The following is a 22,104-nucleotide window of genomic DNA, read 5'->3' as shown; positions in this document are numbered from 1 at the left end:
CACCATGAACCGGACGCGACGAATCGGGCTGGCTTGTTTGGCGATATCGCTCCTCGCGAGCGCTGCCTCGTGCGGCGGCAGCGCCCCGGCGCGCTCCGCGGACTCCGCGCCGACGGGGAGAGGCGCGACCGCGAGCGATCGATCGCCTGGGTTCGCGCCCTCCGGCACCTACGAGCCCTCGGACGGCGTCGCGTCCGACCCCGTCGCGCCCGCCGCGCCGGCGCCGCTCGACGCGTCGCCCGCGGCGCCCCCTTCAGGGTTCGACCAGCCCGCGGCGCCGTCTGCCAGATTCGAGCAGCCCGCCCCTCCGCGCGCCGGCCGCGCCGAGGGAGCGGCGCGCAAGGCGCCGAGCAGCCAGGTCGCGCCGGAGCCGATCGAGCGCCCGGGCCTCGGCACCGAGTGGGGTGAGACGCGCGTGTCCCGCATCTCCACCGCGCCGTTCATCCGGGCCGACGCCGAGCGTCCGTTCGCCGTCTCGAGCCTGTTCTACAACGATGCGGAGGGCGCCCGCGCCATGGCGAGCGCGTCCGGCTTCCGCCGCACGTCGCCGCAGACGTTCACGCTCGCCGGCGGCGGCGTCGCGGTCGGGCTCCGCGGCGAGGACGGCGGCTTCCTCAGCGGCTTCGTCGCGGGCGAGACGAGCCACGTCGTCGGCGAGGCCGGCCAGCGCTACAGCATCGTGCTGCGCAACCTCACGCCGAGCCGCGTCGAGTGCGTCGTCTCCGTCGACGGCCTCGACGTCATGGACGGCCAGCCCGCGGCGTTCGGCAAGCGCGGCTACCTGGTCGACCCGCACGGCGAGATCGAGATCGACGGGTTCCGTCAGACCATGGACACGGTCGCGGCGTTCCGCTTCGGCTCGGTCCGCGGCTCGTACGCGAACCAGAAGCACGGCGACACGAGGAACGTCGGCGTCATCGGCGTGGCCCTCTTCCACGAGCGCGGCACGGCGCCCTGGACGCTCGACGACGTCCGGCGCCGCCGGGAGGCGAACCCGTTCCCCGGGCAATTCGCCACGCCGCCCGGCCTCTGAGCCATTCCCGCGGGCTTCCGGGGCGCCGCTGCGCTCCGGGAAAATCAAGCTCCCGCTCCGGCCTCCTCCGGGCTAGGCCAGGGCAACGTGACGAGCCTATTGAACCCGTCTCAACGTGCGGCCGTCGAGCACGAGCTCGGGCCAATGCTGGTGCTCGCGGGCGCCGGGTCAGGCAAGACGCGCGTGGTGACCACGCGGATCGCCCGCCTGCTCGAGCGCGGCGTCCCGGCGCGCTCCATGCTGGCGATGACCTTCACCAACAAGGCCGCCGCCGAGATGCACGAGCGCGTCGGCAAGCTCGTCGGCTCCAAGGTCGCGCGCGAGCTCAAGGTCTGCACCTTCCACCGCTTCGGCCTCGACGTGCTCGGCGCGGAGACGCGCGCGCTCGGCCTGCGCGGCGGCTCCTTCGCCATCTTCGACCAGTCCGACGCGCTGGGCGTCATCCGCGAGATCCTCCGCGAGCTGCGCGCCGGCAAGAGCTACGACGTCGGCGCGATCCTCTCGCGCATCTCGAACGCCAAGAACGCGTTCCTCGACGCCGAGTCGTGGGCCGAGGCGCAGCGGCAGGGCAAGGGCATCGACGACTACGACGAGATCTCGATGCTCGTCTACCCGCGCTACATGGCGGCGCTGCGCTCGTTCCAGGCGTTCGACTTCGACGACCTCATCTGCGAGGTGGTGCGCCTCTGGCAGGCGCGCGCCGACGTCCTCGAGCGCTGGCGGATGCGCTACCGCTTCGTGATCGTCGACGAGTACCAGGACACGAACCGCGCCCAGCTCGAGCTCTTGCGCCTGCTCTGCGGCGAGCACCGAAACGTGGTCGTCGTCGGCGACGACGACCAGTCGATCTACGCCTGGCGCGGCGCCGACGTGCGCAACATCCTCGATTTCGAGGAGCACTTCTCGGGCGCGAAGGTCGTCAAGCTCGAGCACAACTACCGCTCTCGCAAGCCGATCCTCGACGTCGCCAACGCGGTGCTCGCGAAGTCCGGCGGCCGCAGGCACAAGAAGTCGCTCATCGCCACGCGCATGGAGGGCGACAAGGTGCGCTCCATCATCTGCGCCGACCCCGACGTCGAGGCGAGCTTCGTGGCCACGGAGGCGCAGCGCCTCCTCGAGCGCGAGGCCGCGCGGCCGAAGGACATCGCCGTGCTCTACCGCTCGAACCTCCAGGCGGCCGCGATCGAGTCGGCCCTCAAGGAGCGGCAGATCCCGATCCGGATGATCGGCGGCCAGCAGTTCTTCGAGCGCAAGGAGGTGAAGGACCTCATCGCCTACCTCCGCGTCGCGCTCAACCCGAACGACGAGATGTCGCTGCGGCGCATCCTGAACTACCCGGCGCGCGGCATCGGCGACGTCGCGGTCTCCAAGCTCAGCGCCTACGCGACGGCGCACGACGCCTCGCTCTGGACGGCGGTCTCGCGGCCGCACGCGATCAACGAGCTGAACGCCGCCGCGATCGAGGGGTGCCGCCAGCTGCTCCGGATCATCGAGGGCACGCGCGCGCGGTTCGAGCGCGGCGAGCCCTCCGCGGAGGTCGCCCGCGGGCTCCTCGCCGACGCCGGCTTCAAGGAGGACATCACGGCCGGCTCCTCGACGAACAACGCCGCGGCGCGCCGCTGGGGCAACCTCGAGGGGCTGATCAACGTCTTCGCGCGCCGCGACGAGAAGGGGAAGGGGGACCGCGAGAGCTTCGCCGAGTTCCTGCGGCTGCTCGCCTTGCGGCAGGACTCCGAGGAGGAGGAGGCGACCGACCGCGTGACGCTCACCACGATGCACGGCGCGAAGGGGCTCGAGTTCCCTTACGTCTTCGTGATCGGCCTGGAGGAGGGGCTGATGCCCCACCAGCGCAGCCTCGACGAGCGCGCCACGGACGCCGCCCCGGTCAGCGGCGAGGGGGGCGACACGGGCGGGCACAGCATCGAGGAGGAGCGGCGGCTCTTCTACGTCGCGGTCACGCGGGCCCGCGATCGGCTCTACCTCACGCGGGCGAAGCACCGCGGGTCGCGCGGCAAGATGGTGCCGAGGACGCCGAGCCGGTTCATGCTCGACATCCCCCCCGAGCTCATCGACGAGCGCGAGGAGGTCGCGCCCGTGGCTCCGGGGATGGAGAAGGTCAAGGCGGGCGCGGCGAGCGTGCTGGCCGCCCTGGCGATGAACCCCTTCGCCGGCGAGCCCCCTCTCATCCCGCGCCGCCGGTCCTGAGCGGGGCGCACCCGCTGCGGATACGGGCCCACCTCGACGTTTTCGGTGCTCGGCGTACTGGAGTACGCCTGCGCGCCGAAAACGCCGATCTGGGCCCGTCTCCTGTGCGGGTGAGCCCCGCTCGGCAACGGTAGGCCAGACGCCATAGGAGAGGCTCCTGCTGGCGTCCTGGCGGTCTTCTTTTGCGTTGTTGGGGAAGCGTCAGGAAGAAGGGCGGAAGATCAGATCGCGGCGCCCTGGGCGGCAGCGAAGCCGATGCGGGTGATCTCCGGCGCGCCCTTGCGGGTCACGAAGTCGCGGAAGCTCTCGCCTTCGGCGCGCTCGGCCACGTAGTAGCGCGCGATGGTCGCGATCACCTTGGCCGTCTCCTCCTCGGGGATGCGGCCGTCGAGGCGCTCGCCGATGCGGGCGTTCGGGCCGCAGCCGCCGCCGACCCGGAGCGAGTAGTGCGGGCGCTCGACGCCGTCCTTGCCCTTCACCATCAGCCCCGTCATCCCGATGTCGGCGACGTGGTGCTGCCCGCACGAGTTCGGGCACCCCGAGATCTTGATGTCGAACTCGCCGAGCGCGCTCACGAAGTCGTCGGCCTCCTGGCGGCTGCCGTTCGGCACCAGGTGCTCCCGGATGCGCGCCCCGACCTCCATGCTCTTCGTGATCGCGAGCGTGCAGTAGTCGCCGCCGGGGCAGGTCACCACGTCGGTGATGTGCCCGGCGTCCGCCTCGGCCAGCCCGATCTGCGCGAGCTCGCGGTGCAGGCTGAGGAGCTGCCCTTCCGGCACCCAGCGCAGCACGAAGTTCTGGGTGTTCGTCGCCCGCACCTCGCCGTTGCTGAAGCGCCGGGAGATGTCGGCCAGGCTCTTCAGCTGCTCGCTGGTGATGTCGCCGAGCGGCAGCTTGACCGTCGCCACGCGGTAGCCGGGCTGCGTCTGCGGGATCGTGTTGGTCCGCTTCCAGCGCGCGTAGGCGCCGTCGCCGAGCGTGTCCCGCGAGGGCGCGAGCGGGGGCGGATCGCTCTCCCGGTACTCGGACACGCGGCGCGCGATCTCGGCCGCGAGCGCGTCGCCCCGGGCCGCCTTGATGCGGTCGAACTCCTCGTCGAGCCGGCGCAGGAACTCGGCCTCGCCGATCTTGCGCAGCAGGAACTTGAGCCGCGCCTTCTTGCGGTTCTTCCGCTCGCCGTCCCGGTGGAACACGCTCACCACCGCCTCGCACACGGGCAGCAGGTCGGACACCGGGATGAACTCCCGCCACAGGTGCGCGATCTCGGGCGTCGAGCCGAGCCCGCCGGCCACGTAGACCGCGAAGCCCTGGCCGAGATCCCCGACCTTGGCCAGCAGGCCGATGTCGTTGATCATGATCTGCGCGTGATCGCGCGCGCTGCCCGACAGGCCGATCTTGAACTTCCGCGGCAGGCGCCGGTTGTGCTCGTGGAAGAGGAAGTGATCCGTGAGCGCGTGCGCGTACGGCGTCACGTCGAACACCTCGTCTTCGACCACGCCCGCGAGGTGGGACGAGGTGATGTTGCGCAGCGTGTCCGCGCACGCGCCGACCGTCGTCACCCCAGCGCGCGCGAGCACGCGCTGCAGGTCGATCGTCTCCTCGATCTCCAGGTAGTGGAGCTGGATGTCCTGGCGGGTCGTGACGTGCGCTAGCCCGCGACCCCACCGCTCAGTGACTTCCGCGAGAGCTTCCAGCTGCGCTGCCGTGAGCTGCCCTCCGGGAATCTTGATGCGTTGCATGTGCTTCACGTGCGCGAGCTGCGCGTAGACACCCATGGCCAGCCGCAGGGGGCGGAACTGGTCAGGGGTCAGCTCACCACGTTTGAATTTGGCGACGTTCTCGGCGTGTTCGTCGATGGCCGCCGCAAGGCGCTCGACTCGTTGCGACATGCCCGATGCTATTCCCTATATTTCCGACGCGTCAAGTGCGACAATTATCTGGGCCGGTGACCGAGGTCCCTGGCCCTCCAGCGCCATGAAGATCGACCTGCCGAACTCGACTGATGCTGTGCACGCTGGCGTACTCCGCCGGCGTCCGTCCCACACCCTCGCGCCCGCGATCGCGCAGACGGCGACCTACACGTTTGCGGACACGGCGGATCTCGAGCGCTACTTCGCCGGGGGCGACGACGATCCCGAGCGCCAGGAGTACGGCCGCTACGGCAACCCCACGGTGCGCGAGGTGGAGCAGCGCGTCGCGGCGCTCGACCGCGCCGAGGACGCCGTGCTCTTCGCGAGCGGGATGGCGGCGGTGACGACCACGGCGTTCGCCCTCCTCAAGGCGGGCGACCACGTGATCCTGTTCCGCGACGTCTACCGCCGCACGCGGCAGTTCGTGATCAACGTGCTCGCGCGGCTCGGCGTCGAGCACACGCTGATCGATCCGGGCGCGTTCGACCAGCTCCAGGCGGCCTTCAAGCCGCGCACCCGCTTCGCGCTGAGCGAGTCGCCGACGAACCCGTACCTGCACTGCATCGACCTGTCCCGGTTCGCCGAGATCTGCAAGGCGGCGCGGGTCAAGACGATCGTCGACGCGACGTTCGCGACCCCCTGCAACTCGGACCCGATCGGGCGCGGCATCGACCTCGTGGTCCACAGCGCCAGCAAGTACCTGTCCGGCCACAACGACGTCCTCGGGGGCGCGGTCTCCGGCTCGAGCGCGCTGATCTCGCTGGTCCGCGACATGCGGAGCGTGCTCGGCGGCGTCATCGACCCCCACGCCGCGGCGCTGATCGGCCGCGGGATCAAGACGCTCGCGCTCCGCGTCGAGCGGCAGAACGTGACCGGGCTCGCGGTGGCGCGCGCGCTCGAGGCGCACCCGGCCGTGGAGCGGGTCTTCTACCCGGGGCTCCCGTCGCACCCGGATCACCGGGTCGCGGCCGCGCAGATGCGCGGGTTCGGCGGCGTCGTGAGCTTCATCGTGCGCGGCGGGCGCGAGGCGGCGGCGCGCGTCGTCGACGGCACGCGCATCGCCGCGATCGCCCCGAGCTTCGGCGGCGTCGAGACGCTGATCGAGCAGCCGTGCCTCATGAGCTTCCACGAGCTGAGCGACGAGCAGCTCGCGGCCATCGGCATCTCCCCCGCGCTGATCCGCCTCTCGGTGGGCGTGGAGGAGACGGAGGACGTCGTGAAGGACGTCCTCGGCGCGCTCGACGCGCTCGGCAAGTCCTAGCTCCCCGAGCTCCCGGACGGCCGTCCCCGGCGCGCTCCTCGGCGGGCCCTAGCTCCCGATCTTCCGCAGCTTCCGCTGCAGCGTCCGCCGATCGATCCCGAGCAGCTTCGCCGCGGTGGCCACCACGCCGCCCGACTCCTTGAGCGCGGCGCGGATCGCCTCGCGCTCGAGATCGTCCAGCTTCAGGCTCCCCGGCGGCGGCGTCGGGGCCGCCGAGGGCGGGGGCCGCTGCCGCTCGCGGAGGCTCGCGGCCTCGCGCAGCAGCTTGTCCGCGTCGACGGGCTTGCTGAGCAGCGTGTCCGCGCCCTCGCGCATCGCCGCCACCGCGAGCGGGATGTCCCCGAACCCGGTCAGCATCACGATCGCCGCGTCGGGCTGCAGCTTGCGGTACTGGGCGAGCGCGCTCAGCCCGTCGCCGCGCGGCATGCGGTAGTCGATCACCACGAGGTCGACCGGCTCGTACTCGAGCGCCACGAGCCCCTCGTCGATCGTCGCCGCCGTCCTCGCCACGACGCCGCGGCGGCGCAGCGCGCCCTGCAGGGTCGTGCGGAACGCGTCGTCGTCGTCCACGAGGAGCGCAGTCTCGATCCGTCGCGTCATCTTCACCTCAGGCGGCCCCGGCGCGCTTCAGCGCGGCGGGGAGCTCCGCGTCCGTGGGGCCCGTGGTCCCGTCGAGGCGGAGGCGCAAGGTCGCCTTCGCCCCGCCGGTCTCGACGCTCTCCATGCGCAGCACCGCGCCCATGCGGGAGGCCATCATCGAGCTGATGTAGAGCCCGAGCCCCATCCCTCCCTGCGACATCTTCGTCGTCTGGAACGGCTCCCCGAGCCGCCCGGCGATCTCGGGGCTCAGCCCCGGTCCGCTGTCGGAGACCGCGATCTCGCAGACGTCGCCGCGCTCGACGACGCCCACCTCGATCCGCTGCTCGGCCGCCTCCGCCGTCGCCTCGGCGGCGTTCGCGAGCAGGTTGACGAGCACCTGGCGGAGCGCCGGCCGGAGCACGTTCGCCTGCACGGGCCGCGGCGTGTCGAACGCGAGCTCGCCTCGGTAGCCCAGCCGCGCGAGCTCGACCTTCGCGAGATCGCGCACGTAGCGGGTGAGCTCCATCGGCTCGAGGCGCTGGTCGAGCCGGATCTGGCCGCGCATCAGGCTGATGATGTCGCTCGCCCGGCGCGCCTCGCCGGCCACCGTCTCGGCCATGCGCGCCGCGTCCTCCGAGCCCGTCTCGCGCGCCACGTCGACGAGGTCCTTGCTCGCGAGGAGGATCGTCGCGAGCGGCGTGCTGAGCTCGTGCGACATGCCGCCGACCATGCGCCCGAGCATCGCCAGCCGCTCGTTGCGCTGGCTCTGCTGGCGGAGCTCCTCGAGCCGGTGCGCGTAGACGATGACGAAGAAGCCGAGGAACAGCGTCAGCGACGTGAGCGACACGAGGTCGCCGAGCTGCCGGATGCTGTCGCTGCCGAGCGGCGCGGACCCGAGCGGCAGCGGCGCCGCGTGCGTGAGCACGCCGATCGCGGCCAGCGTCACGAGGCCCACGAGCACCGTCGTGCGCCGCGGGCAGAGCAGGCCGGAGAGGGCGATATGGAAGGCGAGGAAGACGGCGAACGGGTTCTCCAGCCCGCCCGAGAACCAGAGCATCCACGCGCTCGCGATCACGTCGCCCACGAGCTGGGCGCGCGCGAGGTCCTGCGCGGGCTCGCGCGCCGACGGCTCGCCCCCGGCCCGCTGACGCGCCCGCCGCACCCAGAACGTCCACGCGACGTTGGCCAGCGTGATCGCGGCGATCCCGAGGATCAGCGGCCCGAGCCGGAGGTCCGGCACGAGCTTCCGGCTCGCGACCGTCGTCGCGACCATCCCCGCGATCGCCACCCAGCGCAGCTGGATCAGCCACCGATCGGCGGTCTCCCACGACGGGGGCTTCGGCCCGGAAAGCAGCACCGCGAGGCGGCGCCGCGCCGCCGGCGGGGCGCCGCTCTTGGTGGGGTCGGGACCCGCGTCAAGCGACCATGGCTGGAAGGAGGATTGCATCCGCGCGCGGACAGGGGGGCGTTCCAGGGCGCGTTCGACGTGCCCGAGGTTCAGCCCCGGAGCAACCTTCCGACGTTGCCCTTACCCGCTCCCTTGTACCGCGCACGAAAGCCGCGAGCACGCGCGAGGTGCGCCCCGGCCCACACCCGCGAACCGGCAGGCGAAAATTTTCTGGTGTCAGCGACTATGAACTGTTAGCTGGCTCACGTTGAGCCGCTGCGGCGGGGGCGCTCGGGCCCCCGCGGCCGGTCAGTGGACGCCTTCGGTCCCCTGGTGGACCTGCGTGGGCGGCGGGGCCACCTTGTGCGGCCGCTTCACCACCCAGTTGTCGGCGGCGCGCTTGCCGTCGAACGGCGCCTTCAAGTCCGCGGGCCGCTCGGCCTCGATCTGCTCCGCTCGGCCGCGGTTGTTCGTGTCGAACATGGTGAAGCCGATGAAGATCGCCAGGAAGATGAGCGACGACGCGAAGATCAGCAGGTGGAATTTGTGGTCCCACTTGAGGTGCATGAAGATGAGGGCCACGACGCCCGCCTTCACCGTCGCGATGAGGATCGCGATGGCGAGGTTGGCCGCGCCGAGGTCGATGTAGCTCGCCCCCACGGTCACGACCGTGAGCACGAGGAGCGCGAGCCACGTGGCGATGTAGACCTTGAGCGGCAGGACGTGCGGCACGTGGTCTGCGCCGTGGCCGTGCTGCACGTGGTCGTGCGCGCCGATGATTTCTGCTTCTGTCGACATGCTGTCCTCTGCGCCTCAGCCCACCAGGTAGAGGAGGGGGAAGAGATAGATCCAGATCAGGTCGACGAGGTGCCAGTACAGCCCCACCCCTTCGACCGGCGAGTAGTAGCGGCTCGAGAACTCGCCGCGCTGGTTGCGGAGGAGGATCCACGTGATGAGCCCCATCCCGATGATGACGTGCAGGCCGTGGATGCCCGTCATCATGAAGTAGATGGCGAAGAAGGTCCCCGCGTGGGCCGTCGTGAAGCCCTCGGCGGTGAAGTACTTCCCGGGCAGGAGGCCGTCGTGGAACTTGTGCTGGTACTCGAAGTACTTGATGACGAGGAAGATGGCGGCGCAGACGAGGGTCACCGCGAGCAGCGCGGTGGTCTTCTTCTGGTCGTTCTTCTGCGATGACCGGACGGCGAGCGCCATCGTGAGGCTGGAACAGATGAGCACGATCGTGTTGATGCCGCCCATCACCTTGTCGAGGTGGTGGTGGGCCTCGACGAAGGAGTCGAAGAACCAGGTCCGGAAGACCGCGAACGCGCAGAACAGCCCGCCGAAGAGGAGGATCTCGGTGACCAGGAAGAGCCAGATGCCCATCCTTCCGGCGTCGAACTGCGTGTCCGCGGAGTCGAAATGGTGGGCGACGTGGAAGTCGGGGGACAGGACCGGGCCTGCCTTGTTCGGCCGCTCGACGGCCTCGGCGTGCGCGCTCATGTGTTCTCCGTGTTGAAGTCGTATGCGCCCTTGGTCACGATCGGGGTGCGGACGAAGTTCTCGGTGATCGGCGGGGAGGCGGTGGTCCACTCCAGGCTGAGCCCGCCCCAGGGGTTCTTCGGCGCCGGCGCGCCGGAGCGCAGGGAGCGGACGAAGCAGACGAACATCACGATGACGCCGGCGCCGAGGATCCACGAGCCCACGGTCGAGAAGGCGTGCAGCGGCTGGAACTGGTCCAGGTAGTTGTAGTAGCGCCGCGGCATCCCGCGGCTGCCCATGATGAACTGCGAGAAGAACGTGACGTTGAACCCGACGAACACGAGCGCGCAGGCGATGGAGGCGAGCCTCTCGGAGTACATCTTCCCGGTGATCTTGGGCCACCAGTGGTGCAGCCCGCCGAAGTAGGCGATGACGGTGCCGCCCACCATGACGTAGTGGAAGTGCGCGACGACGAAGTACGTGTCGTGCAGGTGCAGGTCGACGCTGAGCATCCCGAGGAAGACGCCGGTGAGGCCGCCGATCGAGAAGAGGACCAGGAACGACAGCGCGTACAGCATCGGGGCGTTGAAGCTGATCGAGCCGCGCCACAGCGTGGCGGTCCAGTTGAAGATCTTCACCCCGCTGGGGATGGCGACGAGGAAGGTCAGGAACGAGAAGATGATCGCCGCGAGCTCGCTCTGGCCGGAGGTGAACATGTGGTGGCCCCACACGAGGAAGCCGACCAGGGCGATGGCGACGCTGGAGAAGGCGATCGCCTTGTAGCCGAAGACCCTGCGCCGCGCGTGGACCGCGATGAGCTCGCTGATGATGCCCATGCCCGGCAGGATCATGATGTAAACGGCCGGGTGGCTGTAGAACCAGAAGAAGTGCTGGTAGAGCACCGGGTCGCCGCCGAGCGCCGGGTCGAAGATGCCGATGTGGAACGCGCGCTCGGCGATGAGCAGGAGGAGCGTGATGGCGAGGACCGGCGTCGCGAGGATCTGGACGATGCTCGTCGCGTAGATCGCCCAGAGCATGAGCGGCATCTTGTACCAGCCCATCCCGGGCGCCCGGAGCTTGTGCATCGTGACGATGAAGTTCAGCCCCGTGAGCACGCTGGAGAAGCCGAGGATGAAGACGCCGAACGTCACGCTGATGACCGACGTCGTGGTCACCGTGCTCGAGTACGGCACGTAGAACGTCCAGCCGGTGTCGATGCCGCCCGTGAGGAGCGACGAGAGCGTGAAGAGGGCGCCGATCCAGTAGAGGTACAGGCTGAGGAGGTTCAGCTTGGGGAAGGCGACGTCCTTCGCGCCGATCATGATCGGCAGGAGGAAGTTGCCGAGCGCGCCGGGGATGCTCGGGATGATGAACAGGAACGTCATCACCGCGCCGTGGAGCGTGAACATCTGGTTGTACGCGTTCGCGCTCATGATCGTCGTCTTCGGCGTCAGGAGCTCGAGGCGGAGGATGAGCGCGAACAGCCCGCCCATCAGGAACGCGACGAAGGTGCTGGCGAGGTACATCAGGCCGATCCGCTTGTGATCGACCGTGGTGAGCCACGACATGATCCCGCTCTTGGCCCGGATGTAATCGGTTCCGTGGCCGGCGTCGGGCGCCGTATTGACGTCGAGGGTGGTTACGGTCTGCGACATGACTGCTTCTCCCCAGCGCTCACTTCACCGTCTTCAGGTAAGCGATGAGCGCATCCACTTCTCTGTCCTTGAGGAGCCCTTTGAAAGACGGCATGACCGGCGGATAGCCGCGGACGATCTGCCCTTGCGGGTTGAACACGCTCTCGCGGAAGTAGTTCTCGTCCACGACGACCTTGGCCCCGCTCGCGAGCTCCTCCTCGCGACCGAAGAGCCCCTTGAGCGACGGGCCCTGGAGGCGCGTGCCGTCGAGCGAGTGGCAGGTGATGCAGCTCCGCTTCGCGAAGAGCGTCTTGCCGAGCTCCTCGGGCGGGAGATCGCTGTTGTTGTTGCCCTCGAGCCACTTCTCGAAATCCGACGGCTCCAGCACCTTCACGGTGGCCATCATGTCGGAGTGGCCGTAGCCGCAGTACTCGGTGCACAGGAGCACCGTCTCCCGCGTCTCCGTCGCCTCGAACCACAGCGACGTGTACGAGCCCGGGACCACGTCCTGCTTCACCCGGAACTCCGGGATGAAGAAGCTGTGGAGGATGTCCTTCGAGCTCATGATGAGCCGCACCGGGCGCCCCCGCGGCACGGCGAGCTCGTTCACGGTCGTCGTCCCGTCGGGGTAGGTGAACGTCCACAGGTACATCTCGCCCGTGACGTTGATCTCGTAGGACTCGGCCGGCGCCACGGAGGCGTGCACGTAGCCGCGCATGCCCACGAAGAAGAGCGCGATCACGATGGCGAGCGGGATCAGCGTCCACACGACCTCGACCGTCGTGCTGTGGTCGATGGGGCTCGTCTTGTCGTGCTCGGTGCGCCGCCTGTACTTGATGGCGAACAGCACGATCGCCCCGGTGACCAGGACGAAGAAGAGGACGGAGACCCAGTAGGCCGCGTCCCAGCCGGCGTCGATGCGCTCAGCGAGCGTCGAGCCCTGGCGGGGCAACCAGAAGGAGCCGAGTTCGATCGGGTTTTTGTTCACCATAGTTGTGGCTCCGCCACCTTGTATCCTAGGAAGCCTCGTTTACTCGCGCCCTCGTGTGGGAGCGTTCAGTCCGCCAGAAGCGCATGAGCCAGAGCCCGAGCAGCACGACGGTGACGGCGCCTGATGCCATCATCAGCCGCTTCGTCGCCAGGACGTACCCACGGGCGTTGGGATCGTAATGGAAACAGAACAGGAGCACCCGATCCCAGGCGCTCCCCACCTTCCCGCTGCCCGCTTCGCGCAGCGCGAGGCCGAAGTTCTTCTGTGGAAAAGCGATGCCGTACAGCGTACGCGACAGGCGTCCGTCTGGTGTGAAGACGAACGCGCCTGCCGCGTGTGCGTACTGCTTCGTTGTCTCGTCCCATCGGTAGCCGAAGCCCACGGTGTTGGCGAGCGTACGCACCGCCGCCTCGTCCCCCACAAGGAAGTCGAAGCCGTCGCCGGTGACCGGCCTGCCGTAGGCCTCAATATAGTTCGCCCGCTTCTTGCGCGCAGCTTCGGGCGTGTCGCGCGGATCGAAGCTCACGACGAGGGCGCGGTACTCCTTGCCCGCGCTCCAGTCGTTCTCCTTCATGGCCTGCAGCACGCCGTTCAGGACCAGCGAACACAGCATCGGGCACTCGAAGTAACCGAGCACCAGGACGAGGGGCTTGTCTCCCGTCGCGTACCGGCCGAGCTCGACCTCTTGCCCTGACTGGTCCCGGAGACGGAGCTCGCGCGGGAGCATGGCCCCCGGCCGCTCCTCGATGTCTATTCCAGTGAGCTCGGGCGGTATGGTTGTGTCCGCCGCCCGCGCGCTCCGCGCCGGGGTGACCGTGGCCACCACGAGCGCGAGAACGGCGAGCAGGGCGGACAGCGGGCGGGACATCACTGCACCGGCGCAGAGGAGGCCGGGCTGGCGGGCTTCGGCGCCGCGCCTCCAGGCTGGGCGGGCTGGGCGGGCTTGGCGGCGTCCGCGGGCTTGGCTGCGTCGGCCGGCTTGGCCGGCTTGGCGGCGTCGGCGGGCTTGGCGGCGTCGGCGGGCTTGGCCGCGTCGGCCGGCTTGGCGGCGTCCGCGGGCTTGTTCGCGTCGGCCGGCTTGGCGGCGTCGGCGGGCTTGTTCGCGGCGTCGGCGGGCTTCGCTGCGTCCTGTCCCTGGAGCGGCGCGCCGCTCTCGGCGTTCGGCGTCGAGGCCTCGTCGGGCTTCGCGCTGCTGCCCTCGGGCTGGGCAGCCTGCGCGCCCTGCTGCCCGGGCGCTGTCGCGCTGGGAGCGACAGCGTTCCCGATGCGCTTCTCCTGGTAAGCCTTCAGCGTGAGCGGGACGGCCTGGTCGAGCGGGATGCGGACGACGCCGTCCTTCTCGCTCGCCCACTGGTAGCGGCTGAGGCGCTCCTGCTCCACGGCCCGCAGGCCGCGCAGCGTGCTGTTCGGCGGCTCGAGCACCTTGCTCGAGATCTCCCGCTCCATCGTCGCCTTGAAGATCTCGTTCACGAACAGGACGGTCACCACGAGGGACGCCAGCGTGGCGATCACGATCACGAAGATGAGCGGGATGTTCGGCCGATCCGCTTCGGCGTGCTCGGTTTCCTCGTGATCGGTCGCTGTGTTGTCGGTCGCTTCGCTCATGGCCGGCTCCTTACGGGTTGTCGATCCGAGCCGCTTCGGCAAGGTGAGGGTCGTTCAGAGGATACAGCGGGCTCTTGGCCGCTTGAAGGGCGAGCACCCAGGCTCCCACCCCCAGCGGGCCGAGCAGGCCGGCGAGGTCGATCCAGCTCAGGTGCAGGTGGTGATCCACGTTCGGCATGACGAGCCAGTAGAGGTCGACATAGTGCATCACGAGGAGGAGCACCGACGCCGCGCCGAGGACGAGCGGGCTCCGCTTCGCGTGCCGCGACAGGAGGACGAGGAACGGAATGATGAAGTGCCCGAACAGCAAGGCCAGGCTCACGACGTGCCACTCGCCTTCCCAGCGGTGGCGGTAGAAGATCGTCTCTTCCGGGATGTTGGCGTACCAGATCAGGATGAACTGCGAGAACGCGATGTAGGCCCAGAAGATCACGAAACCGAAGAGGAGCTTGCCGATGTCGTGCTGGCGCTCGACGTTGCTCACCTTGCGCAGGAGCCCCGCCTTGTGGAGCGCGATCGTGACCAGCGCGAGCGCCGAGAGGGAGCTCGTCGCCGCGCCGGCGAACACGTAGACGCCGAAGATCGTCGAGTACCAGTGCGGGTCGATGCTCATCAGCCAGTCGAAGGCCGCGAACGAGAGCGTGAGGGCGAAGACGATGACGGCCGGGGCGCTGGAGGCGCGCATCCGCGCCGTGGGCCTGAAGTCGGCGCTCTTGTCCTGCTCCCGGGAGGTCTTGATGAACCACACCGACAGGCCCGCCCACGCCGCGAGGAACACCGCGGCGCGGATGTAGAAGAATGTCGGGTTCAGGTACGCCGCCTTCCCGTGGAGCACGTGATCGTTCGCGGCCTCGGGGCCCATCCAGTGGTGGTAGATGTCGTGGGCGAGCACCGCGATCGGCAGGAACAGCACGACACACGCGGGCAGGACGCCGCTCACCCACTCCATGTGGCGGCGCGCGGCCGCCGACCAGCGCGCGCGCGTCAGGTGCTGGATGATCACGAAGAACAGCGCGCCGAGCCCGATCGTCGCGAGCCAGGTGAAGCCGGTGAGGTACGAGAACGCAAAACGCTTCGCGTCGGTGACCGCCGCCGCCGCCGAGAGCACGACGCCGACGATGGCGAGCGCCATGCCCCTCGAGACGAGCCGCTTCGCGACCGCCTTATCGAGGACCTTCGCGTCCTCGGCCAGAGCACTTCCGTGGGACTTCATGGAGTTCCGCTCTCCTTCGCGATGTTGCCCCGCTGAGCCTCCGGGACGTCGTCGATGCGCCCGTGCTGGCTCTGCTGCAGCACGCGCACCCACGTGACGATCGCCCACCGGTCCCGGACCGGGATCTGCTTCCGATAAGAAGGCATGTTCCGCACGCCGTTCGTGATGACGTTGAAGATCTCGCCGTCCGGCAGGCCCCGCGCCCGGTCGCCCGCGAGGTCGATGGGCGGCGGGTACCCGCGCTTCACCACCATGCCCTGCCCGCTCCCGCTCTGGTCGTGGCAGGGCGCGCAGTAGATGTTGAAGCGATCCTGGCCGCGCCGGATCACCGCCTCGTCGACGTTGACGGGCGCCTGGGCCAGGAACGTCTCGCCTTCCTTGCCGGTCCGGTAGGCCTCGCTCTCGTCGAGCGCCCCCTGCGGGACCGTGCCCTGCACGAGCGGCCGCATGGCCCGGCCGTCGGGGAACAGCCGGGTGCCCTCCTCGGGCTGGAACTTCGGCTGCCAGTCCATGTCCCCGAAGACGTGGAGCGGCGGATCGCTGCTCGCCTGTCCGCGGCAGCCCGCCAGGACGACGAGGAGGGGAATACACCAGCGTTTCACGAGTAGACCTCCCTGATGCCCTGCGCGCCCACGCGCTGGAGGAGGTTGCGCGTCTCCGTGGCATCGAACTTCGGGTCGTTCACCTCGACGCTGATGAAGAAGGCGTCGTCGGTCGCCCGCGGGAAATTGGGGTGAGTCATGGTCGGGTGGAAGAAGGACGGCAGGCGCGAGATCACGAAGAGCCCGAAGAAGCACGTGAGCGCCGCGAAGAGGACGGTGAGCTCGAAGAAGATCGGGATGAACGCCTGGTACGAGAAGGACGGCTTGCCGCTGATGATGAGCGGGTAGTCGTACAGCTGCGTGTACCAGGCGAGCAGGATGGCGCTGACGAGCCCCGTGACGCCGCCCACGAGCACGAGCCACGGCATGGGCGACGGCTTGAGCCCCATCGCCTTCTCCAGCCCGTGCACGGGGAACGGCGTGTGCGCGTCGAAGCGGCTGTACCCGGCGTCCCGGAGCGCCTCGCACGCGTGGTAGATGTCCGCCGGGGTCGTGAAGTAGCCCATGAGCGCGAACGGCGGCGACTCGCCTTCCGCCTCCAGCCGGGCTTCCACCTTGGCCTCCGCGAGCCGGTGCTCCACGCGGCGCTCGATCCCGAGCGCGGCCAGGCCGCCGTGCCCCTGGTCGTCGTGCGGGTGGGGCGCGTTCGCGTACTCCTCCTCGGTCGGGTTCTCGGGCACATAGCCCTGCGGCTCGAGGTCGGGCTCCCGGTCGCGGGTGTCGGGCTCGGGGACGTGAACGGCCTTGTGGTGCCCGCCTGCCGTCTCGGCCGGGGCGTGCTCCTCGGAGCGGTCCTTCGCGCTCGGAGGGTCGCTGTCACGCTGCATGGTGAGCCTCCTCTTTGCTGTGCGAGCCGTGCGGATCGGCCGCCGCCGTGATCCCCTTCACCTCGCTGATCGCGACCATCGGGAGGTAGCGAACGAACAGCAGGAAGAGGGTGAAGAAGAGGCCGAACGAGCCGAAGAACGTGGACATGTCCCAGATGGTCGGGCGGAAGTAGGTCCAGCTGGAGGGGAGGAAGTCCCGGTGGAGGCTCGTCACGATGATGACGAAGCGCTCGAACCACATCCCGACGTTGACCAGGATCGAGATCACGAACATCGCCGGGATGCTGGTGCGCACCCGCTTGAACCAGAAGAGCTGCGGGAAGATCACGTTGCAGCTCACCATGGTCCAGTAGGCCCAGGCGTACGGGCCCATGATGCGGTTCGCGAAGGCGAAGCGCTCATAGCCGTTGCCGCTGTACCAGGCGATGAAGAGCTCCATCGCGTACGCGTAGCCGACCATGGTGCCCGTCGCGACGATCACCTTGTTCATGTTCTCGAGGTGCCGGATGGTGATGAGCCCCTCGAGGCCGAACGCCTTGCGCGCGAACACCATCAGCGTGACGACCATCGCGAACCCGCTGAAGATGGCGCCTGCGACGAAGTACGGCGGGAAGATGGTGGTGTGCCAGCCGGGGACGATCGAGACGGCGAAGTCGAACGACACGATCGTGTGCACGCTGAGCACGAGCGGCGTCGAGAGGCCGGCGAAGATGAGGTACGCCTTCTCGTAGTGGAGCCAGTGGCGGTGCGAGCCGCGCCACCCGAGGCTGAAGATCCCGAAGACGATCTGCTTCGTCCGCGTGGTGGCCCGGTCGCGGAGCGTGGCGAGATCGGGGATGAGCCCGATGAACCAGAACAGGGCCGAGACCGTCGCGTACGTCGAGACGGCGAACACGTCCCAGAGCAGCGGGCTCTTGAAGTTCGGCCAGATGCTCATCTGGTTCGGGATCGGGAACAGCCAGTGGGCGAACCAGATCCGGCCGAGGTGGGCCACCGGGTAGATGGCGGCGCACGCGACGGCGAAGATCGTCATCGCCTCCGCCGCGCGGTTGATGCTCGTCCTCCACTTCTGGCGGAAGAGGAAGAGGATGGCGCTGATGAGCGTGCCGGCGTGGCCGATACCGACCCAGAACACGAAGCCGGTGATGTCCCACGCCCAGTTGACCGTGGTGTTCAGCCCCCAGATGCCGATACCGGTCCCGACGAGGTGGACCAGCGAGCCGCCGAGGATGAGCAGGATGCTGATGGCAAGGCACAGCAGGATGAACCACCCCGAGGGCGGCTTGCTGAGCACGATGCCCGAGATCTTGTCGGTGAGCGAACGGAAGTCGTCCTTGCCCTGCACGAGGGGCGCCTCGTCCAAGAGGGCGGCGCGCTCCGTGAGCCGGGGGTGGTCGACCTGGAGGGGTGCTGTGGCGCTCATGCGTCGGCGAGCTCCGGGTTCTTGTTGCGGATCTTCGCGAGGTAGGTGACCCGCGGCTTGGTGTTGATCTCGTCGAGCAGCCGGTAGCCGCGCGGGCTCGCGGACGTCACCGAGACCTGGCTCTGCTGGTCGTTGAGGTCGCCGAAGACGATGGCCCGCGTCGGGCAGGCGCCCTGGCACGCGGTCACGATCTCACCGTCCTTGATGTGCTCCCGTCCCTCTCTCTTGGCCTCGATCTTGGCGTGGTTGATCCGCTGCACGCAGAAGGTGCACTTCTCCATGACGCCCCGCGACCGGACGGTGACGTTGGGGTTGAACTGCATCTTCCGCTGCTCGGAGTCCGGCCGGCCGTATTCGAAGAAGTTGAAGCGACGGACCTTGTACGGGCAGTTGTTGGCGCAGTACTTCGTGCCGACGCACCGGTTGTACGCCATGTCGTTCAGCCCCTCGGGGCTGTGCGTCGTGGCGGCGACCGGGCACACCTGCTCGCACGGCGCGTTCTCGCAGTGCTGGCAGGGGAGCGGCTGCTGGATGCTCTCGGGCTCGTTCGGGTCCGTGCCCTGGTAGTAGCGGTCGATCCTGAGCCAGTGCATCTCGCGGGTCTGGCGCACGCCCTCGGCGCCCACGACCGGGATGTTGTTCTCGGACTGGCAGGCGACCACGCACGCGTTGCAGCCGATGCACGCGTTGAGGTCGATGCTCATGCCCCAGGCGTGCCCCTGCCTGCGGTTCGGCTCCTTGAACAGGCTGAGGAGCGGCGGCACGTGGACCTGCTTCTGGGCGAACGCCGGGTCGCTCTGGAGCTCGGCGAGCGTCCCCTCCCGCGCGAGCGGGCGGCCCTCCATGACGAAGTGCTCCTGGGTGCGCGCGAGCTCCGCCACCTCGCCGGACCTCTCGAGCGAGAAGCCGCCGGCGAGCTCGAAGGCGTCGCTCTTCCGGAGCGGGGTCGTGTCGACGCCCACGCCGCGCCCGACGCGGAGCTGCGCGCGCCGGCCCTGGCCGACGCTGATCGCCACCGAGTCGTCCGCCTGCCCCGGCGCGATGACGACGGGGATCCGGACCGAGGCGCCGCCGCCCGACAGCGTCACGACGTCGCCGTCCTTGACGTTGAGCCGCGCCGCCGTCGACGGCGAGAGGCTCGCGCCGTTGCCCCAGGTGAGCTTGGTCATCGGGTGGGGCAGCTCCTGGAGCCACCCGTTGTTCGCGAACCGCCCGTCCCACGCGTGCACGTCGGGCCGGAAGGTCACCTCCAGGCCCTCGGCCGCTGCCGGGGCGAACGCGCGCAGCGCCTCGATCGCGCCCTGCGGCGCGGCGGCGACCTGCTCGTCCGCGAGCTCGCTCCCGGCCAGGACGCCGTCGTGCAGCGCGCGGCGCAGGTCCTGCTCGGTGCGCTTCGCGCCCTCGGCCGTCAGCCAGGTCGCCCGCACCAGGTCGTAAGCGGTCCGCGAGCCGCCGAGCAGGAGCTCGATGACCTCGGCGTCCGTCCTGCCGCCGAACAGCGGGGCGATGAGCGGCTGCACGATGCTGGCCGTCCCGTCCTCCGCCCGGACGTCGCCCCACGACTCCAGCGGGTGGGCGCGGTTCAGGTGCCAGCGGGAGCGCTCGCTCGTCTCGTCGACGTGCGTCGAGACGTGCACGCTGACGGGCACCTTGGCGAGCGCGTCGGCGAAGCGCGCGTCGGCGGGCGCGTCGAAGGCCGGGTTGCCGCCCAGGATGAGCAGCGTCTCGACCTCGTTGCGCTCGATGGATCGCGCGAGCTCGACGATGGCCTCGGGCCCCTCGCGCGACTCGTCGAACGGCGCCACGAGCCGGACCGCCTTGCCTGTGTTGTCGAGGGCGGCGTTGATGAGGTGCGCGAGGGCGTGGACCTCCTTCGGCTGCGAGCGGCCGGCGACGACGGCGCCCTGCCCGCGGCTCGCCGCGAGGTCGGCGGCGATGGCCGCCGCATACTTGGTCGCCTTGGCGTCGAGCCCGCCCGACTTGCCCTCGATCGCCTTGAGCAGGTCCGCGTCGAGCGCGACCCCGCGCTTGCCGAGCTCGGCGGCGATCGCGAACGTGAAGGCGGGGATCTTGCGGCTCTGGATCCGGAGCCGGTGGTCCGCCGAGGCGCCGGTGATCGTGAAGGTGCTCTCGACGGCGTAGAGGCGGTTCATCGCCTTCGGGTCCTTGTCGACCGGGCGGCCCGCCGCGAACCCGCGCGCCTGCTTGACCGGGCTGCCGTCGGTGCCGAACAGGTCGGCGTCGAGCGCGACGATCACGCGCGCCTTGGTCAGGTCGAGCGCTGTCTCGAGCGGCCTGCCGAACGCGAGGCGCGCGCCCTCCCGGGCGGCGTCGCGCGAGAACGGCTCGTACCGGACGACGCGCGCCTCCGGCAGCGTCTTGCGGAGGTCAGCGAGGCGCGCGGCGAGCGTGGGCGACCGGTGCGCCTCGGTGAGGATCGTGAGGCCCTTGCCGCCGCGGCCGCGGAGCTTGTCGCCCTCGGCGCGCAGGAACGTCGCCGCGTCGTCCCAGGACTTCGCGTTCGCGCCTTCGCGCGGCGTGGTGCTGCGATCCGGATCGTAGAGGTCGAGGACCGCGGCCTGGGTGTAGATGGTGGTCGCGCCGAGGCTCTCGGGGTGCTTCGGGTTGCCCTCGATCTTGGTGGGCCGCCCCTCGTGGCTCTCGACGAGGACGCCGAACGCCGTGCCCATCATCGGCAGCGCCGTCGCGAAGAAGAGCGGCTGGCCGGGGATCACCTCCTCCGGCGCGCGCGAGTACGGCAGGATCTGCTCGACGGGCCGGCGGCAGCCGACGAGGCCGCCGAGCGCGAGCGACGCGCCCATGAGGGAGAGGAACGTGCGCCGACCGACGCCGTCCCCGTCCGCCGGCGGCTCGATCGCGCCCGGAGGGAACTCGCGCCCGAGCGCGTCGACGAAGTCGGGCGAGCCGGCGAGCTCGTTGAGGCTGCGCCAGTAGGTCTTTCCAGAGAGGTCCTGGGCGAGGGGGAGAGGAGTTCGTTTCATCGGTGGCACCCCGAGCAGTGGAGCGGCGCCTGCACCTGCCGCCCGGAGGTAGTGACCGCTGGCACGCGATCTTGATAAGGTTCCGGGCTCGCGGGGACCCCAGCCGCCATGACGGCCGTCGAGGGCGCCATATCCATCTTGGTGACGTCGGCGGGATTGCGGAGGTGGGGACCCGGATTGCGGTGGCAGTCCAGACACCATCCCATCGAGAGCGGCGCGACCTGTCGGACCTTGGGCATCTGGTCGACGCGGCCGTGGCAGCTCACGCAGCCGACCCCTGCAGCCAGATGGGCTGAGTGGTCGAAATAGGCGTAGTCGGGCAGGTTGTGGACGCGCACCCAGGGGATGGGTTGATCGTTCGCCCAGCTCTCCTGCACGAGCAGAAGCTTCTCGCTGTCCCTCCGCACCTTGGCGTGACAGTTCATGCACGTCTCGGTCGGTGGAACGGCGGCAAAGGCCGATACTTCCACGGTGTTGTGGCAGTACCGGCAGTCAATTCCGAGGTCGCCGGCGTGCAGCTTGTGTGAGTAGTCAACCGGTTGTTCCGGTTGATACCCGACCTCGATATGTTTGTTGGTACCGTAGTACCAGAATCCGCCGACCACAGCGGCACCGAGGGGCAGAACTCCGAAGAGGAGCCCCAGCGGGACCACTTTGTTGGCCCATCGTGGGAACAGGAACCGAGCCATAGGGTTTGTGTAGCGTCGGAGCGACGCGCGGGCCCAGTTATGGCCTAGTGGCGGGGTGCGACAAGACGGCAAAGTGCCGCGTGACCGCGGCAGATTGCCGCGGGGGAGGGCGGTAGCCCGGCGGCGCGGCAGATCGCCGCCTGCCGCGGCAAACTGCCGCGGGCGCCGGGGTTCATCCTTACGGTGCGCGGGCGGTACAGCGCCGTCACCGCAGCGAAAAATCGTCGGAACGCAGGGCGGGGGCGGGGCGGGGGCGGACCCGGA

General features: G+C 69.5%; 18 protein-coding genes. 3 read left to right on the top strand and 15 right to left on the bottom strand.

The window, feature by feature from the left end; genetic code table 11:
- Positions 1–37: 37 nt before the first annotated feature.
- Together WME85_RS45220 and WME85_RS45215 are read left to right on the top strand one after the other, a co-directional pair.
- Positions 38–1,033, top strand: a complete 996-nt coding sequence (locus WME85_RS45220; protein WP_437830482.1) for a hypothetical protein — start codon at positions 38–40, stop codon at positions 1,031–1,033.
- An 87-nt stretch (positions 1,034–1,120) separates the two neighbouring features.
- The gene (locus WME85_RS45215; protein WP_437830480.1) at positions 1,121–3,238 is read left to right on the top strand and encodes an ATP-dependent helicase; all 2,118 of its coding nucleotides are present in this window, start codon (positions 1,121–1,123) and stop codon (positions 3,236–3,238) included.
- A 221-nt stretch (positions 3,239–3,459) separates the two neighbouring features.
- Here the strand turns inward: WME85_RS45215 and WME85_RS45210 are convergent, their stop codons facing one another.
- Entirely contained in the window at positions 3,460–5,127 is a 1,668-nt protein-coding gene (locus tag WME85_RS45210; RefSeq protein ID WP_437830478.1) for a nitrite/sulfite reductase, read from the bottom strand.
- 118 nt (positions 5,128–5,245) lie between these two features.
- Here WME85_RS45210 and WME85_RS45205 point away from each other — a divergent pair, with 118 nt between their 5' ends.
- Entirely contained in the window at positions 5,246–6,409 is a 1,164-nt protein-coding gene (locus tag WME85_RS45205; RefSeq protein WP_437830476.1) for a trans-sulfuration enzyme family protein, read from the top strand.
- Between the two features lie 48 nt (positions 6,410–6,457).
- Here WME85_RS45205 and WME85_RS45200 read toward each other — a convergent pair whose 3' ends face one another.
- The 14 genes from WME85_RS45200 to WME85_RS45135 form a co-directional block, all read right to left on the bottom strand.
- A complete protein-coding gene (locus WME85_RS45200; RefSeq protein ID WP_437305271.1) occupies positions 6,458–7,009 on the bottom strand; it encodes a response regulator transcription factor in 552 nt (183 codons plus the stop codon).
- 7 nt (positions 7,010–7,016) lie between these two features.
- Entirely contained in the window at positions 7,017–8,435 is a 1,419-nt protein-coding gene (locus WME85_RS45195; protein ID WP_437305270.1) for a sensor histidine kinase, read from the bottom strand.
- Positions 8,436–8,684: 249 nt separating this feature from the next.
- Positions 8,685–9,173, bottom strand: a complete 489-nt coding sequence (locus WME85_RS45190) for a cytochrome C oxidase subunit IV family protein (RefSeq protein WP_437830474.1) — start codon at positions 9,171–9,173, stop codon at positions 8,685–8,687.
- 15 nt (positions 9,174–9,188) lie between these two features.
- The gene (locus WME85_RS45185; RefSeq protein WP_437830471.1) at positions 9,189–9,875 is read right to left on the bottom strand and encodes a cytochrome c oxidase subunit 3 family protein; all 687 of its coding nucleotides are present in this window, start codon (positions 9,873–9,875) and stop codon (positions 9,189–9,191) included.
- Positions 9,872–11,509 carry a cytochrome c oxidase subunit I gene (gene ctaD, locus WME85_RS45180; RefSeq protein WP_437305267.1) on the bottom strand — a complete coding sequence of 546 codons (1,638 nt, stop codon included), beginning with the start codon at positions 11,507–11,509 and terminating at the stop codon, positions 9,872–9,874. Before ctaD ends, WME85_RS45185 begins: the two co-directional genes overlap by 4 nt.
- A gap of 19 nt (positions 11,510–11,528) precedes the next feature.
- Positions 11,529–12,479 (bottom strand): cytochrome c oxidase subunit II, encoded by a 951-nt coding sequence (coxB, locus tag WME85_RS45175; protein ID WP_437305266.1) that lies wholly within the window; start codon positions 12,477–12,479, stop codon positions 11,529–11,531.
- A 25-nt stretch (positions 12,480–12,504) separates the two neighbouring features.
- Positions 12,505–13,347, bottom strand: a complete 843-nt coding sequence (locus tag WME85_RS45170; protein WP_437830469.1) for an SCO family protein — start codon at positions 13,345–13,347, stop codon at positions 12,505–12,507.
- On the bottom strand, positions 13,347–14,084 hold the full coding sequence (locus WME85_RS45165) for a hypothetical protein (RefSeq protein WP_437830467.1): 738 nt from the start codon (positions 14,082–14,084) through the stop codon (positions 13,347–13,349). Before WME85_RS45165 ends, WME85_RS45170 begins: the two co-directional genes overlap by 1 nt.
- Before the next feature lie 10 nt (positions 14,085–14,094).
- Positions 14,095–15,297: a hypothetical protein gene (locus WME85_RS45160; protein ID WP_437830466.1), complete on the bottom strand. Its 1,203-nt coding sequence runs from the start codon at positions 15,295–15,297 to the stop codon at positions 14,095–14,097.
- Positions 15,294–15,899: a c-type cytochrome gene (locus WME85_RS45155; RefSeq protein WP_437830464.1), complete on the bottom strand. Its 606-nt coding sequence runs from the start codon at positions 15,897–15,899 to the stop codon at positions 15,294–15,296. The genes WME85_RS45160 and WME85_RS45155 overlap by 4 nt, the downstream gene beginning before the upstream one ends.
- On the bottom strand, positions 15,896–16,726 hold the full coding sequence (locus tag WME85_RS45150) for a DUF3341 domain-containing protein (protein WP_437830462.1): 831 nt from the start codon (positions 16,724–16,726) through the stop codon (positions 15,896–15,898). The genes WME85_RS45155 and WME85_RS45150 overlap by 4 nt, the downstream gene beginning before the upstream one ends.
- Positions 16,716–18,149, bottom strand: a complete 1,434-nt coding sequence (gene nrfD, locus WME85_RS45145) for an NrfD/PsrC family molybdoenzyme membrane anchor subunit (RefSeq protein WP_437830460.1) — start codon at positions 18,147–18,149, stop codon at positions 16,716–16,718. The genes WME85_RS45150 and nrfD overlap by 11 nt, the downstream gene beginning before the upstream one ends.
- On the bottom strand, positions 18,146–21,151 hold the full coding sequence (locus WME85_RS45140) for a TAT-variant-translocated molybdopterin oxidoreductase (RefSeq protein ID WP_437830457.1): 3,006 nt from the start codon (positions 21,149–21,151) through the stop codon (positions 18,146–18,148). Before WME85_RS45140 ends, nrfD begins: the two co-directional genes overlap by 4 nt.
- Positions 21,148–21,840 (bottom strand): cytochrome c3 family protein, encoded by a 693-nt coding sequence (locus WME85_RS45135; RefSeq protein WP_437830455.1) that lies wholly within the window; start codon positions 21,838–21,840, stop codon positions 21,148–21,150. Before WME85_RS45135 ends, WME85_RS45140 begins: the two co-directional genes overlap by 4 nt.
- Between the last annotated feature and the right edge of the window lie 264 nt (positions 21,841–22,104).

This window comes from Sorangium sp. So ce1153, from assembly GCF_051521595.1.
Taxonomy (GTDB): domain Bacteria; phylum Myxococcota_A; class Polyangia; order Polyangiales; family Polyangiaceae; genus Sorangium.
Note: the sequence above shows the minus strand (reverse complement) of the source record. Positions and strands in the feature narration are given on the sequence as shown.

Coding starts and splice junctions, on each gene's coding strand:
- WME85_RS45210 (WP_437830478.1), bottom strand. CDS start 5,127: ATGTCGCAACGAGTCGAGCGCCTTGCGGCGGCCATCGACGAACACGCC.
- WME85_RS45200 (WP_437305271.1), bottom strand. CDS start 7,009: ATGACGCGACGGATCGAGACTGCGCTCCTCGTGGACGACGACGACGCG.
- WME85_RS45195 (WP_437305270.1), bottom strand. CDS start 8,435: ATGCAATCCTCCTTCCAGCCATGGTCGCTTGACGCGGGTCCCGACCCC.
- WME85_RS45190 (WP_437830474.1), bottom strand. CDS start 9,173: ATGTCGACAGAAGCAGAAATCATCGGCGCGCACGACCACGTGCAGCAC.
- WME85_RS45185 (WP_437830471.1), bottom strand. CDS start 9,875: ATGAGCGCGCACGCCGAGGCCGTCGAGCGGCCGAACAAGGCAGGCCCG.
- ctaD (WP_437305267.1), bottom strand. CDS start 11,509: ATGTCGCAGACCGTAACCACCCTCGACGTCAATACGGCGCCCGACGCC.
- coxB (WP_437305266.1), bottom strand. CDS start 12,479: ATGGTGAACAAAAACCCGATCGAACTCGGCTCCTTCTGGTTGCCCCGC.
- WME85_RS45170 (WP_437830469.1), bottom strand. CDS start 13,347: ATGTCCCGCCCGCTGTCCGCCCTGCTCGCCGTTCTCGCGCTCGTGGTG.
- WME85_RS45165 (WP_437830467.1), bottom strand. CDS start 14,084: ATGAGCGAAGCGACCGACAACACAGCGACCGATCACGAGGAAACCGAG.
- WME85_RS45160 (WP_437830466.1), bottom strand. CDS start 15,297: ATGAAGTCCCACGGAAGTGCTCTGGCCGAGGACGCGAAGGTCCTCGAT.
- WME85_RS45150 (WP_437830462.1), bottom strand. CDS start 16,726: ATGCAGCGTGACAGCGACCCTCCGAGCGCGAAGGACCGCTCCGAGGAG.
- nrfD (WP_437830460.1), bottom strand. CDS start 18,149: ATGAGCGCCACAGCACCCCTCCAGGTCGACCACCCCCGGCTCACGGAG.
- WME85_RS45140 (WP_437830457.1), bottom strand. CDS start 21,151: ATGAAACGAACTCCTCTCCCCCTCGCCCAGGACCTCTCTGGAAAGACC.
- WME85_RS45135 (WP_437830455.1), bottom strand. CDS start 21,840: ATGGCTCGGTTCCTGTTCCCACGATGGGCCAACAAAGTGGTCCCGCTG.